Raw genomic sequence first — 18,608 nt, 5'->3', positions numbered from 1 at the left:
TTTTAATTTAAGCCAATTCCGACCAAATAATATAAACGCCCATTAAGAGAACAAACCAACCAAAACCTTTTTTGAGTTTCTCGCCGTTAATAAAACGGTTCAAATAAATTCCTATGAACATTCCCACTATAGAAAGCGCTGTGAAAATGCTTAAAAACGTCCAATCAATATCCTGGTTTTGAATATCTCCTATAAAACCGATTAGCGATTTTATTGCAATAATTAGAAGAGAAGTTGCCACTGCTTTTTTCATTGGTAATTTAGCCAGTAAAACCAGGGCGGGAATAATTAAAAATCCTCCGCCTGCTCCTACGATTCCAGTAAGTACACCAACCACAATTCCTTCCAGGATAATTAATGGATAATTATAGTGTACCTCATTATTTTCAGAAGAACCTGCTCCATTTTTTCGAATCATAGAAACCGAGGCCAGGATCATGATAAGTGCAAAAAACAACATAATCCCAATATTTTTGGTAATTTCCAATCCATTAATGGTAAAAAGGGATTCTGGAATAGCCGGGACTAAGTACTTTCGTGTTGCGTAAACTGCAATAAATGCGGGAATGGCAAAAACTATCGCAGTTCTAAAGTCCACTAATTTCTTTTGCATATTTTTAATCGCCCCTACCAGGGAAGAAACACCTACCACAAATAGCGAATAAGCCGTTGCTGTCACCGGGTTTAAAGCCATTAAATATACGAGTACTGGAACGGTTAAAATGGAGCCACCACCGCCAATTAAGCCTAAAACTACGCCTATCATTAAGGCTCCTATATAACCTAAAATTTCAAAAATACCCATAAACACTTTAATCAGGATTTTTTATAAAAATTACTGTATAAACTAATGCGACTAAATTCAACTAACATTTTTGTCATCCAAAAATGAGTTTCCTTAAACCGGGATTAACCCGCTTATAAAACACTTCTCAGTAAAAACGTAAGTGCGGGTTAATTAATTCCTCGCAAAAATACTACGACCTTAGCTTATTTGCAGTAACAAGTGTTACATTTCAAAAAAACCAATATGTTTGGAATTAGAGCTCTAGCACTTCTATACTATTACGTTGAAGTTTTATTTTGCCTTCACCTTCCAGTTTTTTGAGCAGCCTGGAGATTACCACGCGAGAAGTATGCAAATCATAAGCGATTTGCTGGTGAGTGACTTTAATAATTTCCTGTTGATTTATTTTTGCTTTATCTTGCAGATACCTCATAAGTCGCTCATCCATATTCATAAAAGCAATGGTATCTATGGTTTCCAGCATTTCCGATAATCTTGTGTGATAACTTTCAAAAACAAAGTGGCGCCAGGTTTTATATTTGGCAGTCCATTCTTCCATTTTTTCAATAGGAACCATAATTAGTTTGGTTTCTTTCTCGGTCACTGCCCTAATTTCGCTTTTGGTTTCACCAAGACAACAAGAAAGCGTCATCGCGCAGGTATCACCGCGTTCCAAAAAATACAAGAGCAACTCATCCCCGTCTTTATCTTCCCTAAGAATTTTAATAGCTCCTTCTACCAAAAGAGGCATCATTTTTACATAATCCCCTATTTCTATGATTTTTTCGCCACTGGGAACCTTTTTCAATACACCTATCCTGGTTATTTCATCAATAAGTTCTTCTTCAAAAATAAAATGATAGGCATTTTTTAATTCAGCTTCCATTAAGAGTGGCTTTTAGAATGATCTTTTCTTAGAAAATGATGCAAATTAAGTTATTTGGTACAGGTTAACTTTTAGAGACAAACTCAACAGCTTTCGCTAAGTTTTAGTATTCCAATAATTACTTCTGAATGGGCAAGATATTAAAAATAGTATTCAATTTTAGAATTCCTATTCCGGAAGCACATAAAAATAAATAGAAAGATAATGGCAAAAACTCCCAAACAAAACAAATACGTGAAATATGGCGTGATTAAAACGTATTTTATCCAGACTAAAAAGAACAGCACCAATAGTATAGGAAATTCCACCACCTATGAGTAACCATAAACCTTCTGTACTTAGATTTTCATACAAAGGCTTAATGGCAAAAACGATAATCCAGCCCATTACCACATACATAACGGTCGAAATAGTCTGATAACGCCCGGCATAAAAAAATTTTAGAATAATTCCCGTTAAAGCAATTCCCCAAACCACACCAAATATAGTCCACCCCACCCAACCTTGCAGCGTCACAAGGGCAAACGGCGTATAAGTACCCGCAATTAGCACATAAATAGAAGCATGATCTAAAATGTTTAGTCTATTTCGCCAATTTTTGGTGGTGGCGCTATGGTATAAAGTAGAAGCGGCATAAAGCAGGATCATACTTGCTCCAAAAATACTAAAGCTTACTAAATGAACGGTCTCACCAAGTTCATCTGCTCTTAAAATAAGTAAAACCAATCCCAAAATACTCAAAACAAAGCCAAACCCGTGTGAAAACACGTTCAATTTTTCTTCTAAAGGCTCATATTTGTGAAAGGGCATTTTTTCCATAACTGCCAGCATAAGTTATAGTATAAAATTAGAAAGATTCTAGTTGATTTCCCATGTTTTAAATCAACAAATTTTATTAAATTCGAAGCTTCAGTATGAGAGAATATAACCTGAGAGCTTCAGTTTTTATAAATCTCCTTTTACCTCAATAAAGCATTAATCTTATCCTTTTATAACCGTGGAAATTTTATTTTTGTTTAAGCAAAAAGACATTTTCTGGCTTAGAAAGTTCTGAATTTCATTCTCGATTATCGTGTAAATTAAATACTATGAAGATTTTACATACTGCCGATTGGCATATTGGCAAGAAACTACATAAACACAGCTTGCAGCCAGACTTTAATTTGTTTATAGATTGGTTGTGTGAGTTGCTTGTACAGCATAACATTGATGTTCTTCTAATCTCTGGAGATGTTTTTGACCTTGCCAATCCTTCTTCAGAAGCCCGGCAGCAATATTATCAAACTTTAATGAAGTTGAAGCGGCTGGATTGCAAGCTCATAATTACCGGTGGCAATCACGATTCTCCCGCCATGCTCAATGCGCCTAAAGAAATACTACGCGAACTGGATATTCATATCATTGGCGGTTTACCCAGTAATACTTCAGAATATATCATCCCTGTTACCAATACCAGGAATGAAGTTGAAGTGGTGGTGGCTGCCCTCCCCTACTTGCGGGATGCAGATTTAAGAACTGCGAGCCAGGCAAACTCTTATGCCGATAGACTGGAAGCTTTAAGACAGGGCATACAACAGACTTTTAAAGAAGCCGCGCAATATTGCAAGGATAATTATCCGGAGATTCCGGCTGTAGCCATGGGACATCTCTTTGCTGCCGGGGCAGAAACCTCAGAAAGTGAGCGTGATATTCAAATTGGGAATCAGGCGGCGTTTAATGCGCTGCAGTTTGGAGACTATTTTAGTTATGTTGCCCTTGGGCACATCCACAAACCACAAAAAGTAAATGCGGCAATGCCCACTTATTACAGCGGCTCCCCTATCCCACTTTCGTTTAGTGAACGCAGCAATAGAAACCGGGTATTACTACTGAATACCGAAATTGGCTGGCAACCCGAAAACATTGAAATCCCCGAGTTTAGACAATTGTTGAAAATTAGCGGTGACCTGGATAGTTTAAAGCTGAAATTAGCAAGCTTAGAAACCCGCTCCGGACTTCCATCTTTAATTGAAATTGAATTAAAAGAGGAAGATTATGACACCAATAAAATTTATGAATTGAGCGAACTGGTCACTAATTTTGATGTAGATGGTTATGAAATAGTAAAGCACCGCGCCAGTTTTGAAAATAAAATAAGCGGCAGCGGGGAACTCTACAATAACGATGAGCAACTGGAAGACCTACAGCCTTTAGATGTTTTTGAGCGCTTGATTAGCGAACAGGAAAAAGACGAAAACACTAAAAAAGAACTAACCAGTGCGTTTAATGAAATTCTGGAAGCAGTACACCAGGTAAACTCCAAGTAATGAAAATTTTAAGCATAGCTTTTAAAAATATCAATTCCCTAAAAGGGGAGAATCACATCGATTTTGAAGCCCACCCATTTTCGGGCAATACGCTATTTGCCATCACCGGTCCAACAGGCAGCGGTAAAAGCAGTATTTTAGACGTTATTTCCCTGGCACTTTTTAATCAGGTACCAAGGTTGGGAAAGATTAGCAGAAAGGAGATTAGAGAAAAAGGTGCTATTCTCACCCGAAATCAAAAAGAGGCTTACGCTCGGGTGACCTATGAGACTGGTGCCGGGAGATTTACCTCCTCCTGGAGCATTGAGGTTAACAGAAATGGCAATCTGAACGACTACAATATGGAGATTGCCAATCTTCAGGACAATTCCTTGTTAGATCTAAAAAAATCTGAAGTTCCCGGAAAAAACGAAGCTTTAATTGGTTTGAACTACGACCAATTTATCAAATCGGTGTTATTGGCACAGGGTGATTTTGCCAAGTTCCTATCGGCTAAAAAGGAAGAGCGCGGGGAGTTATTGGAAAAAATTACCGGCACAGGAATCTACAGACAGTTAGGAATAATGGCTTTTGAACGTTTTAAATTAGAAACTGCCGAAATTGAAAACCAGCAACAGGAAAAAAAATTGCTGGAATCATACTTATTATCAGAAGAAGATAAAGAAGCATTTTCAGCAGAATTTAAGACAAAGTTTTCCGATTTAGAAAAACACCAGAAAGATCTTAAACTTCTTGAAAAACAGCTCGATCTAAAGGAAAGCATTAGAAAGCAGGAAAAGGAAATATTTAAATTAAAAGAAGAAGAATCGGCTTTAAGTTCAAAATTAAAAAGCTTTGAAGATGAACACGGCACCCGATTAAAACAGCACGAAAAATTACAGCCCATTGCCGAAGATCTAAAAACCTGTGAACGACTGGAGAAAGAACTAAAAGATCTAAAAACGGAAATCCAGCAAACCTCCGGCAAATTAGCTGATAATAAAAACGGCAACGATAATTTTATAAAAAAGGTTGGTACTTTTATTCATGCTGAAGTCACTGCGGAAAATTTAAAATCAAAACTTCAGGATTTTTCTGAAGAAATAAGAAAGCTTCAGGAAGAAAAAACAAGTTTGGGAAGTGAGTACAAAAGCAAATTTCAGCTATTTAAAACCGAAACAAAAGATTTAAAGTTAAACGTAAAGGAAAGTGACCCGCAGACTGCAGCAGAGGATATTGAGGCTTTAAAATCTAAAAACAAGAAGATAATTGAGGATTTAAAACCTGAATTAGCAACTATCGATTTAACGAACCCGGCTTCAGCCAAAGAAAATTTAAACACAAGCCTGGAAGAGAGTCGGGATGCGGCTCAATTTTCAGATAAAAAACGGGAACAACAAAAGCAACTGACTAAGCTGGAAAAGGAAACCTCAACGCATCAAAATGAATTAAATACCTTACCCGAAAAAATACAAGAGCAGGAAAAGCACGTAATTTCCTTAAAGAAAGATTTAAAAATCCTCGAATTAGAACGGGAAAATCAGGTTAAAACTGCGAGTTTGGAGGAGCTTCGAAAAACCTTAAAATCTGGAGAAACCTGCCCGCTTTGCGGTTCGCAAGAACATCCTTATGCCGAGCAGCTTCCGGAGTTTCAGGATGATCTTTCAGAAAAAATTTCAGCTAAAATTTCAGAAATTGAATCGGTACATAAGACACTAAGCACTTTGGAAGCTAAGTTGAAGTACGCGAAAGAAAGTTTGAGAAAGTTTAGTGAAGAAATTGAGGAAATTAACAGGGAACGCATAAAAAGTGAAACCGATTTTAAAATAAAATATCCCGATCTAAAAGTTGAAAACACAACAGATTGGCAGGCAAAGATTGTTCAATTAAAAGAGCAACTGGAAGCATTGGAAAGCTTCGAAATCGCCCAGCAAAAATTAGAAGCCATTAAAAATGGGCTACCAATTTTAGAAGAATTAAAAACAATTTTAGCAAAAGGGAAAAAGCTACGAGAGCAATTAGAAAACAACTATTCTGGCAATAATATTGCTGAAGATACCGGGAGATTTTTGGATGCCTGGAATTCGTTGAGTAACGAAAAAGACAACCTGGAAAAAAACATAAAAACGCAGCAGGAAAAACTGAACCAAGAAACCTCAAAATTTGATGAGTTGGAACAAGAACTGCTTCCTCAGATTAAAAAAGAGAACTTTGAAAGTGTAAAATCGGCTTGCGAAGCATTACTTCCGGCTCGGGAATTCCTGACTTTAAAAGAGAAAAAGGAGCAATTACTTAAAGAAAAAAGTATTGCAGAAACCGGAATTACTACCCTGCAAAAGCAATTACAGGAATTGAAGCAACGGGAAGTTGAGAAGTCTTTTGAAGCGCTGAAATTGGAGCAGGAAGACAAAAAAACGCAGGAAAAGCAGCTGGCCGAAGATTGTGAATCTTTGAAGCGAAAATTAACCAACAACGAAGAAAATTTGGAACGGCTTAAAGCTTTGGAAACAAAAATTGGAGAAAAGGAAAAGCAAAGCAAACGCTGGCGACTTTTAAATACTTTAATTGGTGACCGACAAGGGAAAAAGTTCAATGATTTTGCACAAGACCTCACGCTTTCACAGTTAATTTATCTAGCAAATATTCGGTTAAAAGATTTGAGCGAGCGTTACAAACTCGATAAAGCCATAAGCGGCGAGGACGACGGCCTGGTAGCCATAGATGAGGATATGGGCGGACAACGAAGATCGGTTAAAACGTTATCTGGCGGGGAGACATTCCTGCTAAGCCTGTCTTTAGCCCTGGCCCTGTCTGATTTAGCCTCCCGCAATGTTTCAATAAATAGTTTATTCATCGACGAAGGTTTTGGAACTTTAGACCCCGAAACTTTAGACCAAACCTTAGATACTTTAGAGAAATTACAGGCAGAATCTGGGAAAACTATTGGTATAATTAGCCACGTAAGTTCTTTAAAAGAGCGTATAGGCATTCAAATTCAGCTCACCCGAAACGGACAGGGTTATAGCAGTGTATCTGTGCTCGGTTAATTCACGGTTTCAGGTTATGAGGTTGTGGATTCTCAGTTGTCAATCAGGTTGACCCGAAAGGTTGTTTGAAGGTTTGTGGTTTGTGGTTTGTCGGCGTCATTGCGAGCGACGAAGGAGCACGGCAATCTTTTATTTGTGGTTCGGAGTTTATAAAGTTGAATGATTTAACGATTTTTCTACTCAATACTGTGACTGCATACTTCCCTCTGAATACCGCGACTGCCTAATCAAACTTCCTACTACTTGACTTGTTCCTCCAGTTTACAGGTTTCAGAATCTAATTCAAACTGTACTGTGAAATGTTCAAATTTATAAGTTTCAAGTTTTTCCAATACGTTAGATTTAACCTTAAAATATTGGTCGAAACTCTCAATATTATTCAATTTCACATGAGCAGTAAACACGTGATGCTCCCCTTCTTGCGACCAGATATGTATATGATGTAGCGAGGCCACTCCCTTGGTATTTAAAAGTTTTGATTTTATTTCTTTCAAATCGATATCTTCCGGGATTCCCTGCAAAAAAATAAAGAGGGTATCTTTAAGCCTTTTTATTACATTATAAAGAATATAGAGCGTAATTAGCAAAGATAATGCGGGATCGAGATATTGAATATCTTTAAATTGCAGGATAATGGCGACAATTAACACTGCCACCCAACCCAAAACATCTTCCATAAGATGCCAGGAAACCACTTTCTCGTTTAGCGTTTTCCCTCCGCTTAATTTCCAGGCTGCATAACCATTTACAAGCACACCAAAAATAGCAAAAACGATCATTCCATCGGCATCAGAAGATTGAGGTTCCATAAGTCTGCCCACTGCTTCATAGATCACATAAATAGATCCGGCAATAAGCACAATACTATTAATAAGTGCTCCCAGAAGTGAAAAACGACGATAACCAAAAGTAAATTTATCATCACTCTCCTGTTTAGATTTAGTATCGAGATACCAGGAGGTTCCCAGGGAAAGACTATCCCCAAGATCGTGTACGGCATCAGAAATAATTGCAATACTATTAACATAAACCCCACCTATAAACTCTAAAATAGTAAAAGCTAAATTCAGGAAAAAAGCCAATTTTAGATTTTTACCAGATCCTGAATGATCGTGATGATGCCCCATATTACAAGTTATTTGAAACCTCCTATTTCTTAAGAAGACTAAATTAATCAAATTTTACTTCAGTTAAAATTCAGGAAAAACATCATAATATTATTTTTTATCAAAAATATCTATTAAATAACTAATTAGTTGAAGTTATTTTTGATTATCTTAAGATATAAAAACAAAAGCTATGAAAACTCTATATCTTCTATTAATTTTTGTCTGCGCACTCACTCCATATTCATATTCCGCTGCTAATTCTGAGTATTTTTTCCAGCAAATTCCTCAAGATTATAAGGAGTTTAAAGGAAAGGTGGTTAATTTTGATAATGGCGATTTAATTGCTTCCGCTCATTTATCCATTAATGGTACCAATATTTCTACAATTACCAACAATGACGGAAAGTTTTTATTGAAAGTTCCTGAAAATACCGCCCCCGCCACAGTAAAAATTTCTTATTTGGGATATTTAAGTAAAAATTTACCGCTAAGTTATTTTAAAGCTGAAAATACCCTCATCACATTAGAACCAATTGTTGAAGAGTTGGCCAGCGTAGAGATATATGAGGCCAAAGATGCCAGACGCCTGGTTGGTAAAATGCTTAGAAAAAAAGGAGATAATTATATTGACAAACCAACCAGAATGACGGCTTTTTACAGAGAAGCGATTAGCAAAGGCCGGCGCAATGTCTCTTTAAGTGAAGCCGTAGTGAAAATTTATAAAAAACCTTATACTGCTTATGGTGAAGAGGATATCGAATTGGTAAAAGCCAGAAAAACTGCCGACTATGATCGCCTGGATACCCTGGCCCTAAAATTGCGAGGTGGACCTTTTAACACCTTGTTCATTGATGTAATAAAATATACAGATTACCTGTTTTATGACAATGATTTAGATCATTATGAGTTTTCTTTTGATGACCCCACCCAAATTGACGACCGTTATTTATATGTGGTTAATTTTGAAGATCAAAATAAAAACATGCCCTGGTTTTTTGGTAAACTATACATCGATGCAAAAACCCAAAGCCTGGTGCGGGCCAGAATACATTTAAATGTTGATAACCGAAAGGCTGCTACCGATATGTTTGTAAACAAAAAACCAGGAGGAACCCGTGTTTATCCTATCGAGGTAGAATATGATATCGATTACCACCAGCAAGATGGGAAATGGTATTTTGGATATTCCAATGCAAGGTTACTTTTTGTTGTAAACTGGAAACGTAAATTATTCAACTCGCGTTATCAGGTGAACTCTGAAATGGCTGTAACCAATTGGCAGGGCGCCTTTGAAGAACGTATTAAAAAAGATAATCACTTTCTTGATAAACGCACGGTAATGGTCGATGATGTTTCGGGCTTTACAGACTCGAAATTTTGGGGAAGCAATAATATCATTGAACCCGATAAATCTATACAAAACGCCATAGATAAGATTCAAAAGAATTTACAGTAAGATTCAACTTTGTGTTAAGTAAAAAAATCACATTGATTATATTTTTATTCTTAGGTTAGGCTAAAACTTATTTAATTAAATATCTTGATAAAGTCACAAGCAATGGTATTACTTAAAACTGTAATCGGTTCCTAAAAAACTCTTTGGATTAAATCACCTTAAAATCAGTAGTTTACTCAAACTAGAAAAATGGACAATAAAATACTTGTCTATTCCTTTTGAAAATAACAAAGAAGCGCGTTAATTTGCATCCTGATAATTCAATTGCTCGCTCTGTGTAAACTGCAGCAGTTGAGTATCTCGAAATTAAATTGCCAGGAGTACTTGAGAATGAGTACATAATTAAAATAGAATCGGGATGTGGCGCAGTCTGGTAGCGTATACGCCTGGGGGGCGTGGGGTCGCAGGTTCAAATCCTGTCATCCCGACCAAGAAAGACGGGGCTTCCGAGAGATCGGAAGCCTTTTATTTTTTTACCCGTACAACATACGTACAACAATTTTAAGCCTTCTTTTGATCCAATCACATATAATCTTTTGGAAGCTGTATCCGAGAAGTAGAACGTACGAGAGAATAATTCCAAAATTCTTCAAAAAAAAAGTTATTGCATATAGTGGTTCGTGATTACTATTTCTAAAATTTGACTACTCCCCTATACGCCGTTATTGAAATAAAAAATTCCACTTAAAATTGATTTGAACCATCCTAGAATAGCTGATTATTTATCTTTTGGTTATATTTTGTATTCGAGATAACTGAAAGCTATGGAGAATTTTATTTTAAAATCTGCAAGAGCTTTGGCTAGGTTAAAATCTGGAATAAATAATTTCATTGAGGATAAAAAATTAAGTTTTTCTACTCATCTAATTAACTTCCATATAGCTGCTTTATCGTAATCTTTCTAAGCTTTAACTTTATTTTGACTTCGGTTATTCTAAGATAGTTATCTAATTGATCCGAAGTATTTTAGTACAGGTTTAGGCTGCAATATTTTACATTGAGCAAACATTCGAAACTGGCCTTAATAATACTTTCACTTATATCCCAGCCTCAGAACCTTTTAATAAAAGTGGTTTTAATGATTCATCAGTGTTTTTAATTATTTACAGAATATATCTCAATATTTTAATTGATTTTTAGTTAAATACACCCTCTAATAAGATTTGATTTCTTTTTCTCAATTATTTTGTTTTCTAAATCAGTATTTATTCAAAATGGAAGAAAGCAAAAAAATTGAGGATCTTTTAATGGATATTAAAGGCCTCCTGGGAACCAACAAAAAGGTAATGAACGTGGAAGACCTGGCGCAATATACAGGGCTCTCTAAAAGTAAGATCTATAAGCTTACACATCTAAAACTGATTCCTACCGGCAATAATCCGAACATTCGTCAAAAGTTTTTTGATAAAGACAAGATTGATGCCTGGCTTCTGGGGGAACCGGATCTGTCTGATGCCTTTCTTGAAGAGCAGTTCAATAAAAACCTGATGAAAAACCGGAAATAGGTTTTTCCTATTACTCACTCTATAAAAAGTTTAAGATGAAAAGGCTAACCAATATCCATGTAGGCACCTGCTACCATAAAATAGTTCAGCTGCCCCCTATTTCCGGGAGTACTAAAGAAGTTTCGATGCTCCATACTATACCTTTAGAAATAAAAGGTTTTAAAGCTTTGGGTTATGGAGAAATTTGAATCCAAACTTTATCAGGTTGTTGAGCAGAAGAAAAAAACGATCTACGATGCCGTGGATGAGTATGTGTCTAATAAATATGATATAAGGTTTAATGAAATATCCCACGAGTTTCAGATATGTATTAAGGAATCAAAGATCTGGGAAGACTTTGAAGTGAATTCTTTACTTATAGAATTAGCAAAATCAAACATTGAGATCAATCCGGGCAAACTGGACATCTATTTGAGGTCTAATCTAATTCCCAGATTTAACCCGATTGCGGAATACTTTGATAAGCTTCCAAAATGGGTTGGTGGAGATCATATAAGAACACTCGCTTCCTATCTTCCCGCAAAAGAACCTGAACAATTTCTTTATCATTTTAGGAAATGGCTGGTAAGAACAGTTAAAGGTGCATTGGATGAACATTACTTCAATAAGCAATGTTTGGTTTTAGTGCATTCAGAACAAAATTCTGGAAAATCAACCTGGTGCAGGTTTCTCTGTCCACCGGCTTTAGCAAGGTATTTTGCTGAAGATATGACCACCGATAAAGATGCCAGGATTCAACTTACCAGGAATTTCATCATCAATTTAGATGAATTATCTGTGCTGGCCAGAAAAGAAATAAATGCGCTTAAAGCTTAATTTTCTAAAACGATGATTAATGAAAGGCTGCCTTATGATCGTAAAAACTCCAACCTGCGAAGGACCTGCAGTTTTATAGGATCTACCAACAGGGCAACCTTTCTTAATGATGAAACAGGCTCTGTGCGTTGGTTATGTTTTGAGCTAAATGGTAAAATTGATTTTGCTTACTCGAGGGAAGTAAATATAGACAAGGTATGGGCTCAGGCTTATTACCTGGCCTATGTGGATGAACAATTTAACCCGGAACTGACCCTGGAGGATATCATTGCAAATGAAGAAAGGAACAAGACTTACCGGGAAGCCAGTATGGAAGAAGAACTACTCTGTAAATACTATCGCAAGAGTTCAGATCCTGCTGACTTTAAAACGGCATCAGATGTAGTGTTACAGCTCAGTTGTATCAATCCGAGACTGAATATGTATTATATGGGAAGAGCTTTAAAAGCTCTGAATTATGAAAGAGTAAAACAACGCCAGAGCGGGGTATATGGCTACCTGATCAAGCAAAGGTTTAAGACCTCTCCTTTAGAAATTTAATATAAACTATTTACCTAACTACCCTTGGGTCTGGAACAAGCCGTCAACAGAGGAACGAATGGAGGTAAATAGCCATCTAAAATTATTTACCCAATCTACCTCAGGGTAATTAAGGTAGATACGAAAAACAACAAAAAAATGCATTGAAACCCTTGGTTTTACTGGCCTGGGTAAATAGGTAACTTAAAAATTAAAAAATGGACTTAAATAACTTATCGTGTAAAAGTGCCCGAAATATTTGCATCGTAAAAACGCTGGCAAAATTAGGGCACTTTCCCACCAGGACAACGGAAAAAGAAGCTTGGTTTCTGAGTCCCCTTCGGTCAGAAACCCAAGCCTCTTTTAGCGTCTCTTTAATTAAAAACTTATGGTTTGACTTCGGATTGGGAACAGGAGGGAATACTATAGATCTCATTATGCTCATGAAATCCTGGTCTGTAAGGGAAACCCTGGAATTTTTAAAGAACGATATGAGCTCTATTTCTTTTAGCCCGCCGAAAATCGAACATCTTACTAAGGAACCAGAAATTAGTATCCTGGACGTTCAAATTATTCATCTGAAAGCATTAATTGATTATCTGCACTCACGGAGTATACCTTATGAGATTGGTAGAAAATACTGCAGACAGGTTTGGTATCGCTGTAAAGGAAAACGCTTTTTTGCACTTGGCCTTGAAAATTATAAAAGAGGCTGGGAACTTAGAAACAAATACTTCAAAACTTCCAGTAGGCCTAAAACCTTTTCATTTTTTGAAAGAGGATCTAAACAGTTAATCATCACAGAAGGGATGTTTGATTTTCTTTCCCTGACTACAATTGATGAAGACCTGGTGGAAAATTCAGACTGCATCATTTTAAACTCCCTGGCTTTTTTGGAAAGGATAAAAATACTCATCCCTAAATATGAGAAGGTTCTGATTTATCTGGACAATGACCCGGCAGGTAAAAAAGCAGCCGGTTCGCTTTTAAACCAGTTTGAGAATATTACAGATTGTAGTAATTCCTACTCTGGCTATATAGATCTAAATGAACAATTGAAAGCTGAAAAATTCTTGACTTTAAAATAATTATGCGTGGGTAACTGGTAAATGCCTATCGGAGAATTTCAGTTGAAAGGGAAAAGCAAGATGTGTCATTGTAATGACAATCTTGCTTTGCGCCCGATGGTTGCAAAGGTTTTAAAAAGAAAAAAAATGAAAAGGGAATACATCCAGATTCGATGCTCGATCTACGAGAAAAAGCTACTCCAAAGAAGAGCGGCCAGGGCAGGAATTTCCCTTTCAGAATATATAAGAGCTACGGCATTTGATAAAAATATCGTAGAACGGATTACCCCGGAACAATTAGAGACTTATAAGATGCTGGTCCAGTACAAGAACAACTTTACCCGTATTGGAAATATGTTTAGAAACCGGGATCCGAAGCTCGCCAGAGAAGTGAAAGATCTTGCCAGAGAAATCAGGACGCACTTAAAGAACTTTAAAAAATGATAGGGAAAGGACATAGCGTTTCAGGCACCAGGGTTTCCATATCCTATGGCTGGAACCAGGAAAAAGATGCTGAAGTTGTGCTAAGAGAACACTTAGCCGGGGATACTCCTGCGGAGATAACCGAAGAGTTTAGGATTATCCAGTCGCAAAATGAACGCTGCATCAATAACACCTTAAGCTTTATTGTAAGCCCAACAATTGAAGACGGAAAGGATCTAAGCAAAAAAGAGCTAGAAGACCTGGCGAAAAGGTTTATAAAGGAGATGAAGCTGCAAGACCATCAATCTATTGGTTTTGTTCATAGAGATAAAGCGCATACCCACGTTCATATCTATACCAACAGGATTGGCTTTGATGGAAAAGCTTATAACGACAGCTTTATCGGAAAACGAAGCCAGATAGCTGCCGATAACGTCGCCAAAGAATTAGGGCTTACCAGGGTTCGGGAAGTTCAAAAGGAAAAACTTCACGAATTAAAGCACTTGCGACAAGAAATTAAAAATATACATGATCGGGTACTTCAAACAAGACCAAGATCGCTGGATGAATATATCAGTAAAATGAAAGCTCTTAAAGTAGAAGTTATGCCCACCATTAATAAAGCTAACCAGCTTCAGGGCTTTCGGGTGGAATACAAAGGAGTGAACCTTAAAGCAAGTGAAGTGGACCGGTCGATGAGCGGGAATAGGTTAATTCCCCAGATCGCCCAAAACAGGAATTATACAAGGTTAAAAGAAGTACCTAAAACCTTTCAGGTATTGGATAAGACAGTGCAACTAAGCAGCAATCTGTCAACCAAAATAGCTAAAGAGATTTTAAAAGGAATAGTAAAAACAGTAAGAGATACCGGTATAGGTATGGGATATTAAAATTATAAGTGATGAAAAAACTAGATGAAATTATGGAACTGATGGCCGATGAAATGAAGGATTTCAAAACGGCAGTGCTGGAGCTTCAAAAGCTTTCAGGACAATTGGTAAAGATGAGCATCCCAATAAGCACGGAAGCTGTGGAAAAGAACCTGAACACATTTTTGCAAAAACAGGAAGCAGAAAAGGAAAAAACAGATGAAATACTAAAGGAGATAGATCGGAAATTAAAGCGCGCCAGGGTCATACCCAATTACCTGCTGATTCTTTTCGGAATCTCAGGAATTTTTGCCTTGTTTTCAGTGGGGTATTTCGGGTACACCTCGAAAGAAAATGTAGAAGAAAACTTTGAAGTTTATCAAACGATTATGGAATCTCAGAATAAGCATTATGAAGATTATTTTGCAGCATATCCGGAAATCCAGGAGGCATACTGCGAGTGGATACAGGGTGGATACCCCGATTTGTAATGACAAATGGCCTGTAGCAAAAATTAGTAAATTTGCGTCAAATGCCCTGAAACCCCCAGAAAAACCGTCGAAATTTGCGCCAAAATTTAGTAAAAAATTACAGCAATTTTTTAGAATCAGTGTTGCAAAGCGAGGAGATTACCAGTAAATGGCTTGAAAGACCCTGAAAACAGGCAGAAATTTACTGGTTTTATAAAATTAAATAGGTTGCGCCCTATGCTGTTTTTACTTTACGCTTAACTTCCCGTACACTATAAAAACAGCATAGGATCCTGCGCAGGTTATGGTAGATATGGGGGCTCTAATTAGGAAATTTAATAAAATAGAAGATTTTGATGAATCATCTTTTAATTATTCAATACAATTCCTATCAAGTGAAGGTTTGCATTTTATTATTGCAGTTGTTATGTATTACTAATGACATAAGACTGCCTTTAAATTAGGAAAATTAAAAAAGACACTCCTTAAGCAAGAATTCTGCTTTCTTGCGATAATTACCAGGAAATCTATTGGTGTATGCCACATCTTTCAGAACCTCTCCAACTATATCATCGTCTAAATATCTAAACAAAAGTGAGTTCCAAGCAGCACGAGACGGTGCGTTCTCATTAGTATAGTAGTTCCAGAATTTCAGGCGATTTCTTTTAAATATAATAGCGGTTTCTTTATCGCAATGAAAACGATCGTAGGAACCATTAACATCCTGTACGTTTTCAATTTTCGTAATCTGTCCAACGGCAAAAATAAATCTCTCGCTTTCATCTGAGTTAGGTTCTTTTGAGGTGAATAAAGCCATTTTACCTTCTTGAATATATAGGTAAGAAATAGGTTCATTATCACGATCGTTCGAATGATAATGGCCGGGATAAAACATTAATTCCTTTTGGGCGATACAATCTGTACACGGATACATTTCTTTGTTCAGATTACCGGGCATTTTGTAAACTGGATGTTGGCAATTAACATCAAAATCAGATTGCACACTACACCAGGTTCTATATTTAAAATTATGCGCGGCCATTTTGGGAGAGCAGACACCACTCCAATTAGAATCTGTATAAGTTACTTTAAAAGCAACATTACCGTGTTTTTTTGATTTATTTACCATTACTCATTTTTTAGTATAAAACGATTAAATTCTTTTCAGTCTCTGGGCCTCGTGCTGATGAACTTCTTTAATTGAAACTGGAAATTCATTTAACAAGGAGTGTAAGTTGTCTTTATCTAAAAGTTCAACATTAGTAGATGTAGCCAAAGTCTTGGCTGACCCACCAAACTTATTATTGGTAAGAACAGTCATTTGAAAGTCTTCACTGAAATGAGAGCTATAATAATTTTTAGAGGTAAATACTTCCTGGATGGCATCATTACTTACTGTAGACTGACTTTGTTTTGCCTGGATCAAATAATTGTTTTGCGAATTTAATGCTACAATGTCCACACCTTTATCATTAGCAAAAGGTGTTAAATAAACTTGATATCCTTGTTTGGCATAAAGCGCGGCTACAAAAGCTTCAAACAATCGTGGGTTTAAATTATCTACATCATAAATGGAAAGAGGTTTGATTGGATTCTTTTTGTTACCCGACTGGAAAATATCCTGAAATATTTCATCTGGTTTAACTTCACTTTGTTCGGTTGGAAATAAAGTACTGGATGCTAAGGTTTTTTTTCTTGTTATAACCATAACCCTATGCTTAAAACTATGATGGCTTTTCATTATTCTCTAGTAGGCCATTTTCAACCTGGGGTATCCGGAATCGCTCAATTTGAGCGTCAGAATGCTCCTTCTTAAAAATTTTAGTCGCTTTTTCAATAATTTTCGGATATTCTGAAGCCACATTATTTTTTTCTTGAGGGTCTTTTACAAGATTATAGAGTTCAAGTGTTGGCCGCTTTTTATTTTTTAAATTTTGACGTACTACTTTCCACTCGCCCATCCTTATAGCTACCTGTCCACCATATTCGGGATATTCCCAAAAAAGAAATTCATGCTCCTTTTGAGCTTCCTCATTTTGCAATAAAGTAGGTAAAAAACTAATCCCATCTGTATCGGACGGTTTTTCAAATCCAGTTATTTCAGAAAGGGTAGCTAAAACATCATATTGTGCAGAAATGAGATCAGTTTTACTTCCAGGCTTTATTTTATTTGGCCAGCTTACAATCATAGGCACCCGAATTCCTCCTTCATACAAAAAACCCTTTGCTTTTCCATATTCTTCTCCAAACTCTCCAGAACTATTAAAAAAAGATCCATCTGTTCCACCTGTATATGTAACTCCATTATCTGAGGTAAACATAATTAAGGTATTTTGGTACAGGTTATTTTCTTTAAGATATTTAACCAGTTTACCAACATTTTCATCCAGATAAGAGATCTGGGCAGCATAAGCAGCTCTTGGAAATTGATTTGGGAAATAACCTTTACTTCCAAGATACGGCTCTTCCGCACCAAATTTCTTTTTATAGTAATTAACCCATTTCTGTGGTGCCTGAATTGGGTTATGAGGAATTGGAGAAGCCCAATAAAAGAAAAATGGATTATCTTTTTGTTCACTGATCCATCCAATCATTTCATCGAACATCAAATCTGGGGCATAATCTTGCAAAGTATAATCTACATAACTTTCTGAATTATTTGGATCTGCTCCAGGAGCAAGTTCTCTATCGGGAGCAATTGTGTCATTATTCAAGTATACCCGATTTTCATTTCGATACAAATGAACAGGATAATATGTATGAGCCTGACGTTGACAATTATATCCATAAAAAAAATCAAAACCTTTTTTATTCGGAATCGAATTGGTATGTGGGGCGCCAAGTCCCCACTTACCATTCATACCAGTTGCATATCCTATTTCTTGAAGTTTTTCTGGAAAAAAACTAATGGAATCTGGTATAGGACGCTGTCCCTCCAATGTAGAATCCTTAATCACTTCCTTATAATCCCATACTTTACCTCTCTCACTCCATTCGTCATTCCCACGAATGTAAGCATTACCTGCATGTTTTCCTGTCAACAACATAAACCGTGCAGGAGCACATACAGGAGCACCACTATAGTGCTGAGAAAAAACCATCCCATTTTCAGCTAAAGCATCTAAATTAGGAGTTTCAATTTTATCTTGTCCATATGCTCCAAGCTCACCATATCCAAGATCATCTGCAAGAATATAAATAATATTCGGTTTTTTTTTGCTTGCTTCTCCAATTCCAGTTTTAGTTTTATTTTCACAGGAAACCAAGCTAAAAGATAAGAATAAGGGAATAAAAAAAATGCTGATATTTTCTTTCATTTGATACATAAATTAGTGTTATTGGTTTAAAGTTAGTTTTTGCTAACCCATT

General features: G+C 36.5%; 16 protein-coding genes, 1 tRNA gene and 1 pseudogene. 11 read left to right on the top strand and 7 right to left on the bottom strand.

Annotated elements, in window-relative coordinates; all coding sequences use genetic code 11:
* Positions 1-7: 7 nt before the first annotated feature.
* The 3 genes from BUA71_RS07650 to trhA all read right to left on the bottom strand — a co-directional run bounded on the left by BUA71_RS07650 (position 8) and on the right by trhA (position 2,483).
* Entirely contained in the window at positions 8-805 is a 798-nt protein-coding gene (locus BUA71_RS07650) for a sulfite exporter TauE/SafE family protein (RefSeq protein ID WP_072878328.1), read from the bottom strand.
* 235 nt (positions 806-1,040) lie between these two features.
* A complete protein-coding gene (locus BUA71_RS07645; RefSeq protein WP_072878326.1) occupies positions 1,041-1,673 on the bottom strand; it encodes a Crp/Fnr family transcriptional regulator in 633 nt (210 codons plus the stop codon).
* Positions 1,674-1,841: 168 nt separating this feature from the next.
* Positions 1,842-2,483 (bottom strand): PAQR family membrane homeostasis protein TrhA, encoded by a 642-nt coding sequence (gene trhA / locus BUA71_RS07640; RefSeq protein ID WP_245812552.1) that lies wholly within the window; start codon positions 2,481-2,483, stop codon positions 1,842-1,844.
* Between the two features lie 278 nt (positions 2,484-2,761).
* Here trhA and BUA71_RS07635 point away from each other — a divergent pair, with 278 nt between their 5' ends.
* The gene (locus BUA71_RS07635; RefSeq protein ID WP_072878324.1) at positions 2,762-3,979 is read left to right on the top strand and encodes an exonuclease SbcCD subunit D C-terminal domain-containing protein; all 1,218 of its coding nucleotides are present in this window, start codon (positions 2,762-2,764) and stop codon (positions 3,977-3,979) included.
* Positions 3,979-7,005, top strand: coding sequence for an AAA family ATPase (locus BUA71_RS07630; protein WP_072878322.1), 3,027 nt, complete (start codon positions 3,979-3,981; stop codon positions 7,003-7,005). Before BUA71_RS07635 ends, BUA71_RS07630 begins: the two co-directional genes overlap by 1 nt.
* 239 nt (positions 7,006-7,244) lie before the next feature.
* Here the strand turns inward: BUA71_RS07630 and BUA71_RS07625 are convergent, their stop codons facing one another.
* Complete coding sequence (locus BUA71_RS07625) at positions 7,245-8,132, bottom strand: cation diffusion facilitator family transporter (RefSeq protein ID WP_072878320.1); 888 nt, start codon at positions 8,130-8,132, stop codon at positions 7,245-7,247.
* A gap of 172 nt (positions 8,133-8,304) precedes the next feature.
* On the opposite strand from BUA71_RS07625, the gene BUA71_RS07620 reads away from it, so the two are divergent.
* The 9 genes and pseudogenes from BUA71_RS07620 (at position 8,305) to BUA71_RS07585 (ending at position 15,260) form a co-directional block, all read left to right on the top strand.
* Positions 8,305-9,570: a carboxypeptidase-like regulatory domain-containing protein gene (locus BUA71_RS07620; RefSeq protein ID WP_072878318.1), complete on the top strand. Its 1,266-nt coding sequence runs from the start codon at positions 8,305-8,307 to the stop codon at positions 9,568-9,570.
* Between the two features lie 354 nt (positions 9,571-9,924).
* Positions 9,925-10,001: transfer RNA gene (locus tag BUA71_RS07615), tRNA-Pro, on the top strand.
* A gap of 783 nt (positions 10,002-10,784) precedes the next feature.
* On the top strand, positions 10,785-11,075 hold the full coding sequence (locus BUA71_RS07610) for a helix-turn-helix transcriptional regulator (protein ID WP_072878316.1): 291 nt from the start codon (positions 10,785-10,787) through the stop codon (positions 11,073-11,075).
* A 35-nt stretch (positions 11,076-11,110) separates the two neighbouring features.
* The gene (locus BUA71_RS17610; RefSeq protein WP_175545944.1) at positions 11,111-11,263 is read left to right on the top strand and encodes a hypothetical protein; all 153 of its coding nucleotides are present in this window, start codon (positions 11,111-11,113) and stop codon (positions 11,261-11,263) included.
* Positions 11,250-12,431, top strand: a pseudogene (locus tag BUA71_RS07605) (VapE domain-containing protein). The gene BUA71_RS17610 and the pseudogene BUA71_RS07605 overlap by 14 nt, the downstream one beginning before the upstream one ends.
* Positions 12,432-12,628: 197 nt before the next feature.
* The gene (locus BUA71_RS07600) at positions 12,629-13,498 is read left to right on the top strand and encodes a toprim domain-containing protein (RefSeq protein WP_072878314.1); all 870 of its coding nucleotides are present in this window, start codon (positions 12,629-12,631) and stop codon (positions 13,496-13,498) included.
* A 126-nt stretch (positions 13,499-13,624) separates the two neighbouring features.
* Complete coding sequence (gene mbpA, locus BUA71_RS07595; protein WP_072878432.1) at positions 13,625-13,921, top strand: mobilization protein MbpA; 297 nt, start codon at positions 13,625-13,627, stop codon at positions 13,919-13,921.
* Positions 13,918-14,790, top strand: a complete 873-nt coding sequence (locus BUA71_RS07590) for a relaxase/mobilization nuclease domain-containing protein (protein ID WP_072878312.1) — start codon at positions 13,918-13,920, stop codon at positions 14,788-14,790. Before mbpA ends, BUA71_RS07590 begins: the two co-directional genes overlap by 4 nt.
* Before the next feature lie 11 nt (positions 14,791-14,801).
* A complete protein-coding gene (locus tag BUA71_RS07585) occupies positions 14,802-15,260 on the top strand; it encodes a DUF6730 family protein (RefSeq protein ID WP_072878310.1) in 459 nt (152 codons plus the stop codon).
* Between the two features lie 448 nt (positions 15,261-15,708).
* Here the strand turns inward: BUA71_RS07585 and BUA71_RS07580 are convergent, their stop codons facing one another.
* From BUA71_RS07580 to BUA71_RS07570, 3 genes are read right to left on the bottom strand one after another with little or no spacing between them, the layout of a single operon-like run.
* The gene (locus BUA71_RS07580; RefSeq protein WP_072878308.1) at positions 15,709-16,368 is read right to left on the bottom strand and encodes a hypothetical protein; all 660 of its coding nucleotides are present in this window, start codon (positions 16,366-16,368) and stop codon (positions 15,709-15,711) included.
* A 24-nt stretch (positions 16,369-16,392) separates the two neighbouring features.
* Complete coding sequence (locus BUA71_RS07575; protein WP_175545943.1) at positions 16,393-16,947, bottom strand: restriction endonuclease; 555 nt, start codon at positions 16,945-16,947, stop codon at positions 16,393-16,395.
* 16 nt (positions 16,948-16,963) lie between these two features.
* Positions 16,964-18,556: an arylsulfatase gene (locus tag BUA71_RS07570; protein ID WP_072878430.1), complete on the bottom strand. Its 1,593-nt coding sequence runs from the start codon at positions 18,554-18,556 to the stop codon at positions 16,964-16,966.
* Positions 18,557-18,608: the final 52 nt, after the last annotated feature.

Origin of the sequence: Salegentibacter echinorum (assembly GCF_900129445.1) — a bacterium.
Classification (GTDB): domain Bacteria; phylum Bacteroidota; class Bacteroidia; order Flavobacteriales; family Flavobacteriaceae; genus Salegentibacter; species Salegentibacter echinorum.
Note: the sequence above shows the minus strand (reverse complement) of the source record. Positions and strands in the feature narration are given on the sequence as shown.

What these genes read in the sequence shown, in the direction of transcription:
- BUA71_RS07650 (WP_072878328.1), bottom strand. Translation starts at nt 805, where the DNA reads ATGGGTATTTTTGAAATTTTAGGTTATATAGGAGCCTTAATGATAGGC.
- BUA71_RS07645 (WP_072878326.1), bottom strand. Translation starts at nt 1,673, where the DNA reads ATGGAAGCTGAATTAAAAAATGCCTATCATTTTATTTTTGAAGAAGAA.
- trhA (WP_245812552.1), bottom strand. Translation starts at nt 2,483, where the DNA reads ATGCCCTTTCACAAATATGAGCCTTTAGAAGAAAAATTGAACGTGTTT.
- BUA71_RS07635 (WP_072878324.1), top strand. Translation starts at nt 2,762, where the DNA reads ATGAAGATTTTACATACTGCCGATTGGCATATTGGCAAGAAACTACAT.
- BUA71_RS07630 (WP_072878322.1), top strand. Translation starts at nt 3,979, where the DNA reads ATGAAAATTTTAAGCATAGCTTTTAAAAATATCAATTCCCTAAAAGGG.
- BUA71_RS07625 (WP_072878320.1), bottom strand. Translation starts at nt 8,132, where the DNA reads ATGGGGCATCATCACGATCATTCAGGATCTGGTAAAAATCTAAAATTG.
- BUA71_RS07620 (WP_072878318.1), top strand. Translation starts at nt 8,305, where the DNA reads ATGAAAACTCTATATCTTCTATTAATTTTTGTCTGCGCACTCACTCCA.
- BUA71_RS07610 (WP_072878316.1), top strand. Translation starts at nt 10,785, where the DNA reads ATGGAAGAAAGCAAAAAAATTGAGGATCTTTTAATGGATATTAAAGGC.
- BUA71_RS17610 (WP_175545944.1), top strand. Translation starts at nt 11,111, where the DNA reads ATGAAAAGGCTAACCAATATCCATGTAGGCACCTGCTACCATAAAATA.
- BUA71_RS07600 (WP_072878314.1), top strand. Translation starts at nt 12,629, where the DNA reads ATGGACTTAAATAACTTATCGTGTAAAAGTGCCCGAAATATTTGCATC.
- mbpA (WP_072878432.1), top strand. Translation starts at nt 13,625, where the DNA reads ATGAAAAGGGAATACATCCAGATTCGATGCTCGATCTACGAGAAAAAG.
- BUA71_RS07590 (WP_072878312.1), top strand. Translation starts at nt 13,918, where the DNA reads ATGATAGGGAAAGGACATAGCGTTTCAGGCACCAGGGTTTCCATATCC.
- BUA71_RS07585 (WP_072878310.1), top strand. Translation starts at nt 14,802, where the DNA reads ATGAAAAAACTAGATGAAATTATGGAACTGATGGCCGATGAAATGAAG.
- BUA71_RS07580 (WP_072878308.1), bottom strand. Translation starts at nt 16,368, where the DNA reads ATGGTAAATAAATCAAAAAAACACGGTAATGTTGCTTTTAAAGTAACT.
- BUA71_RS07575 (WP_175545943.1), bottom strand. Translation starts at nt 16,947, where the DNA reads ATGGTTATAACAAGAAAAAAAACCTTAGCATCCAGTACTTTATTTCCA.
- BUA71_RS07570 (WP_072878430.1), bottom strand. Translation starts at nt 18,556, where the DNA reads ATGAAAGAAAATATCAGCATTTTTTTTATTCCCTTATTCTTATCTTTT.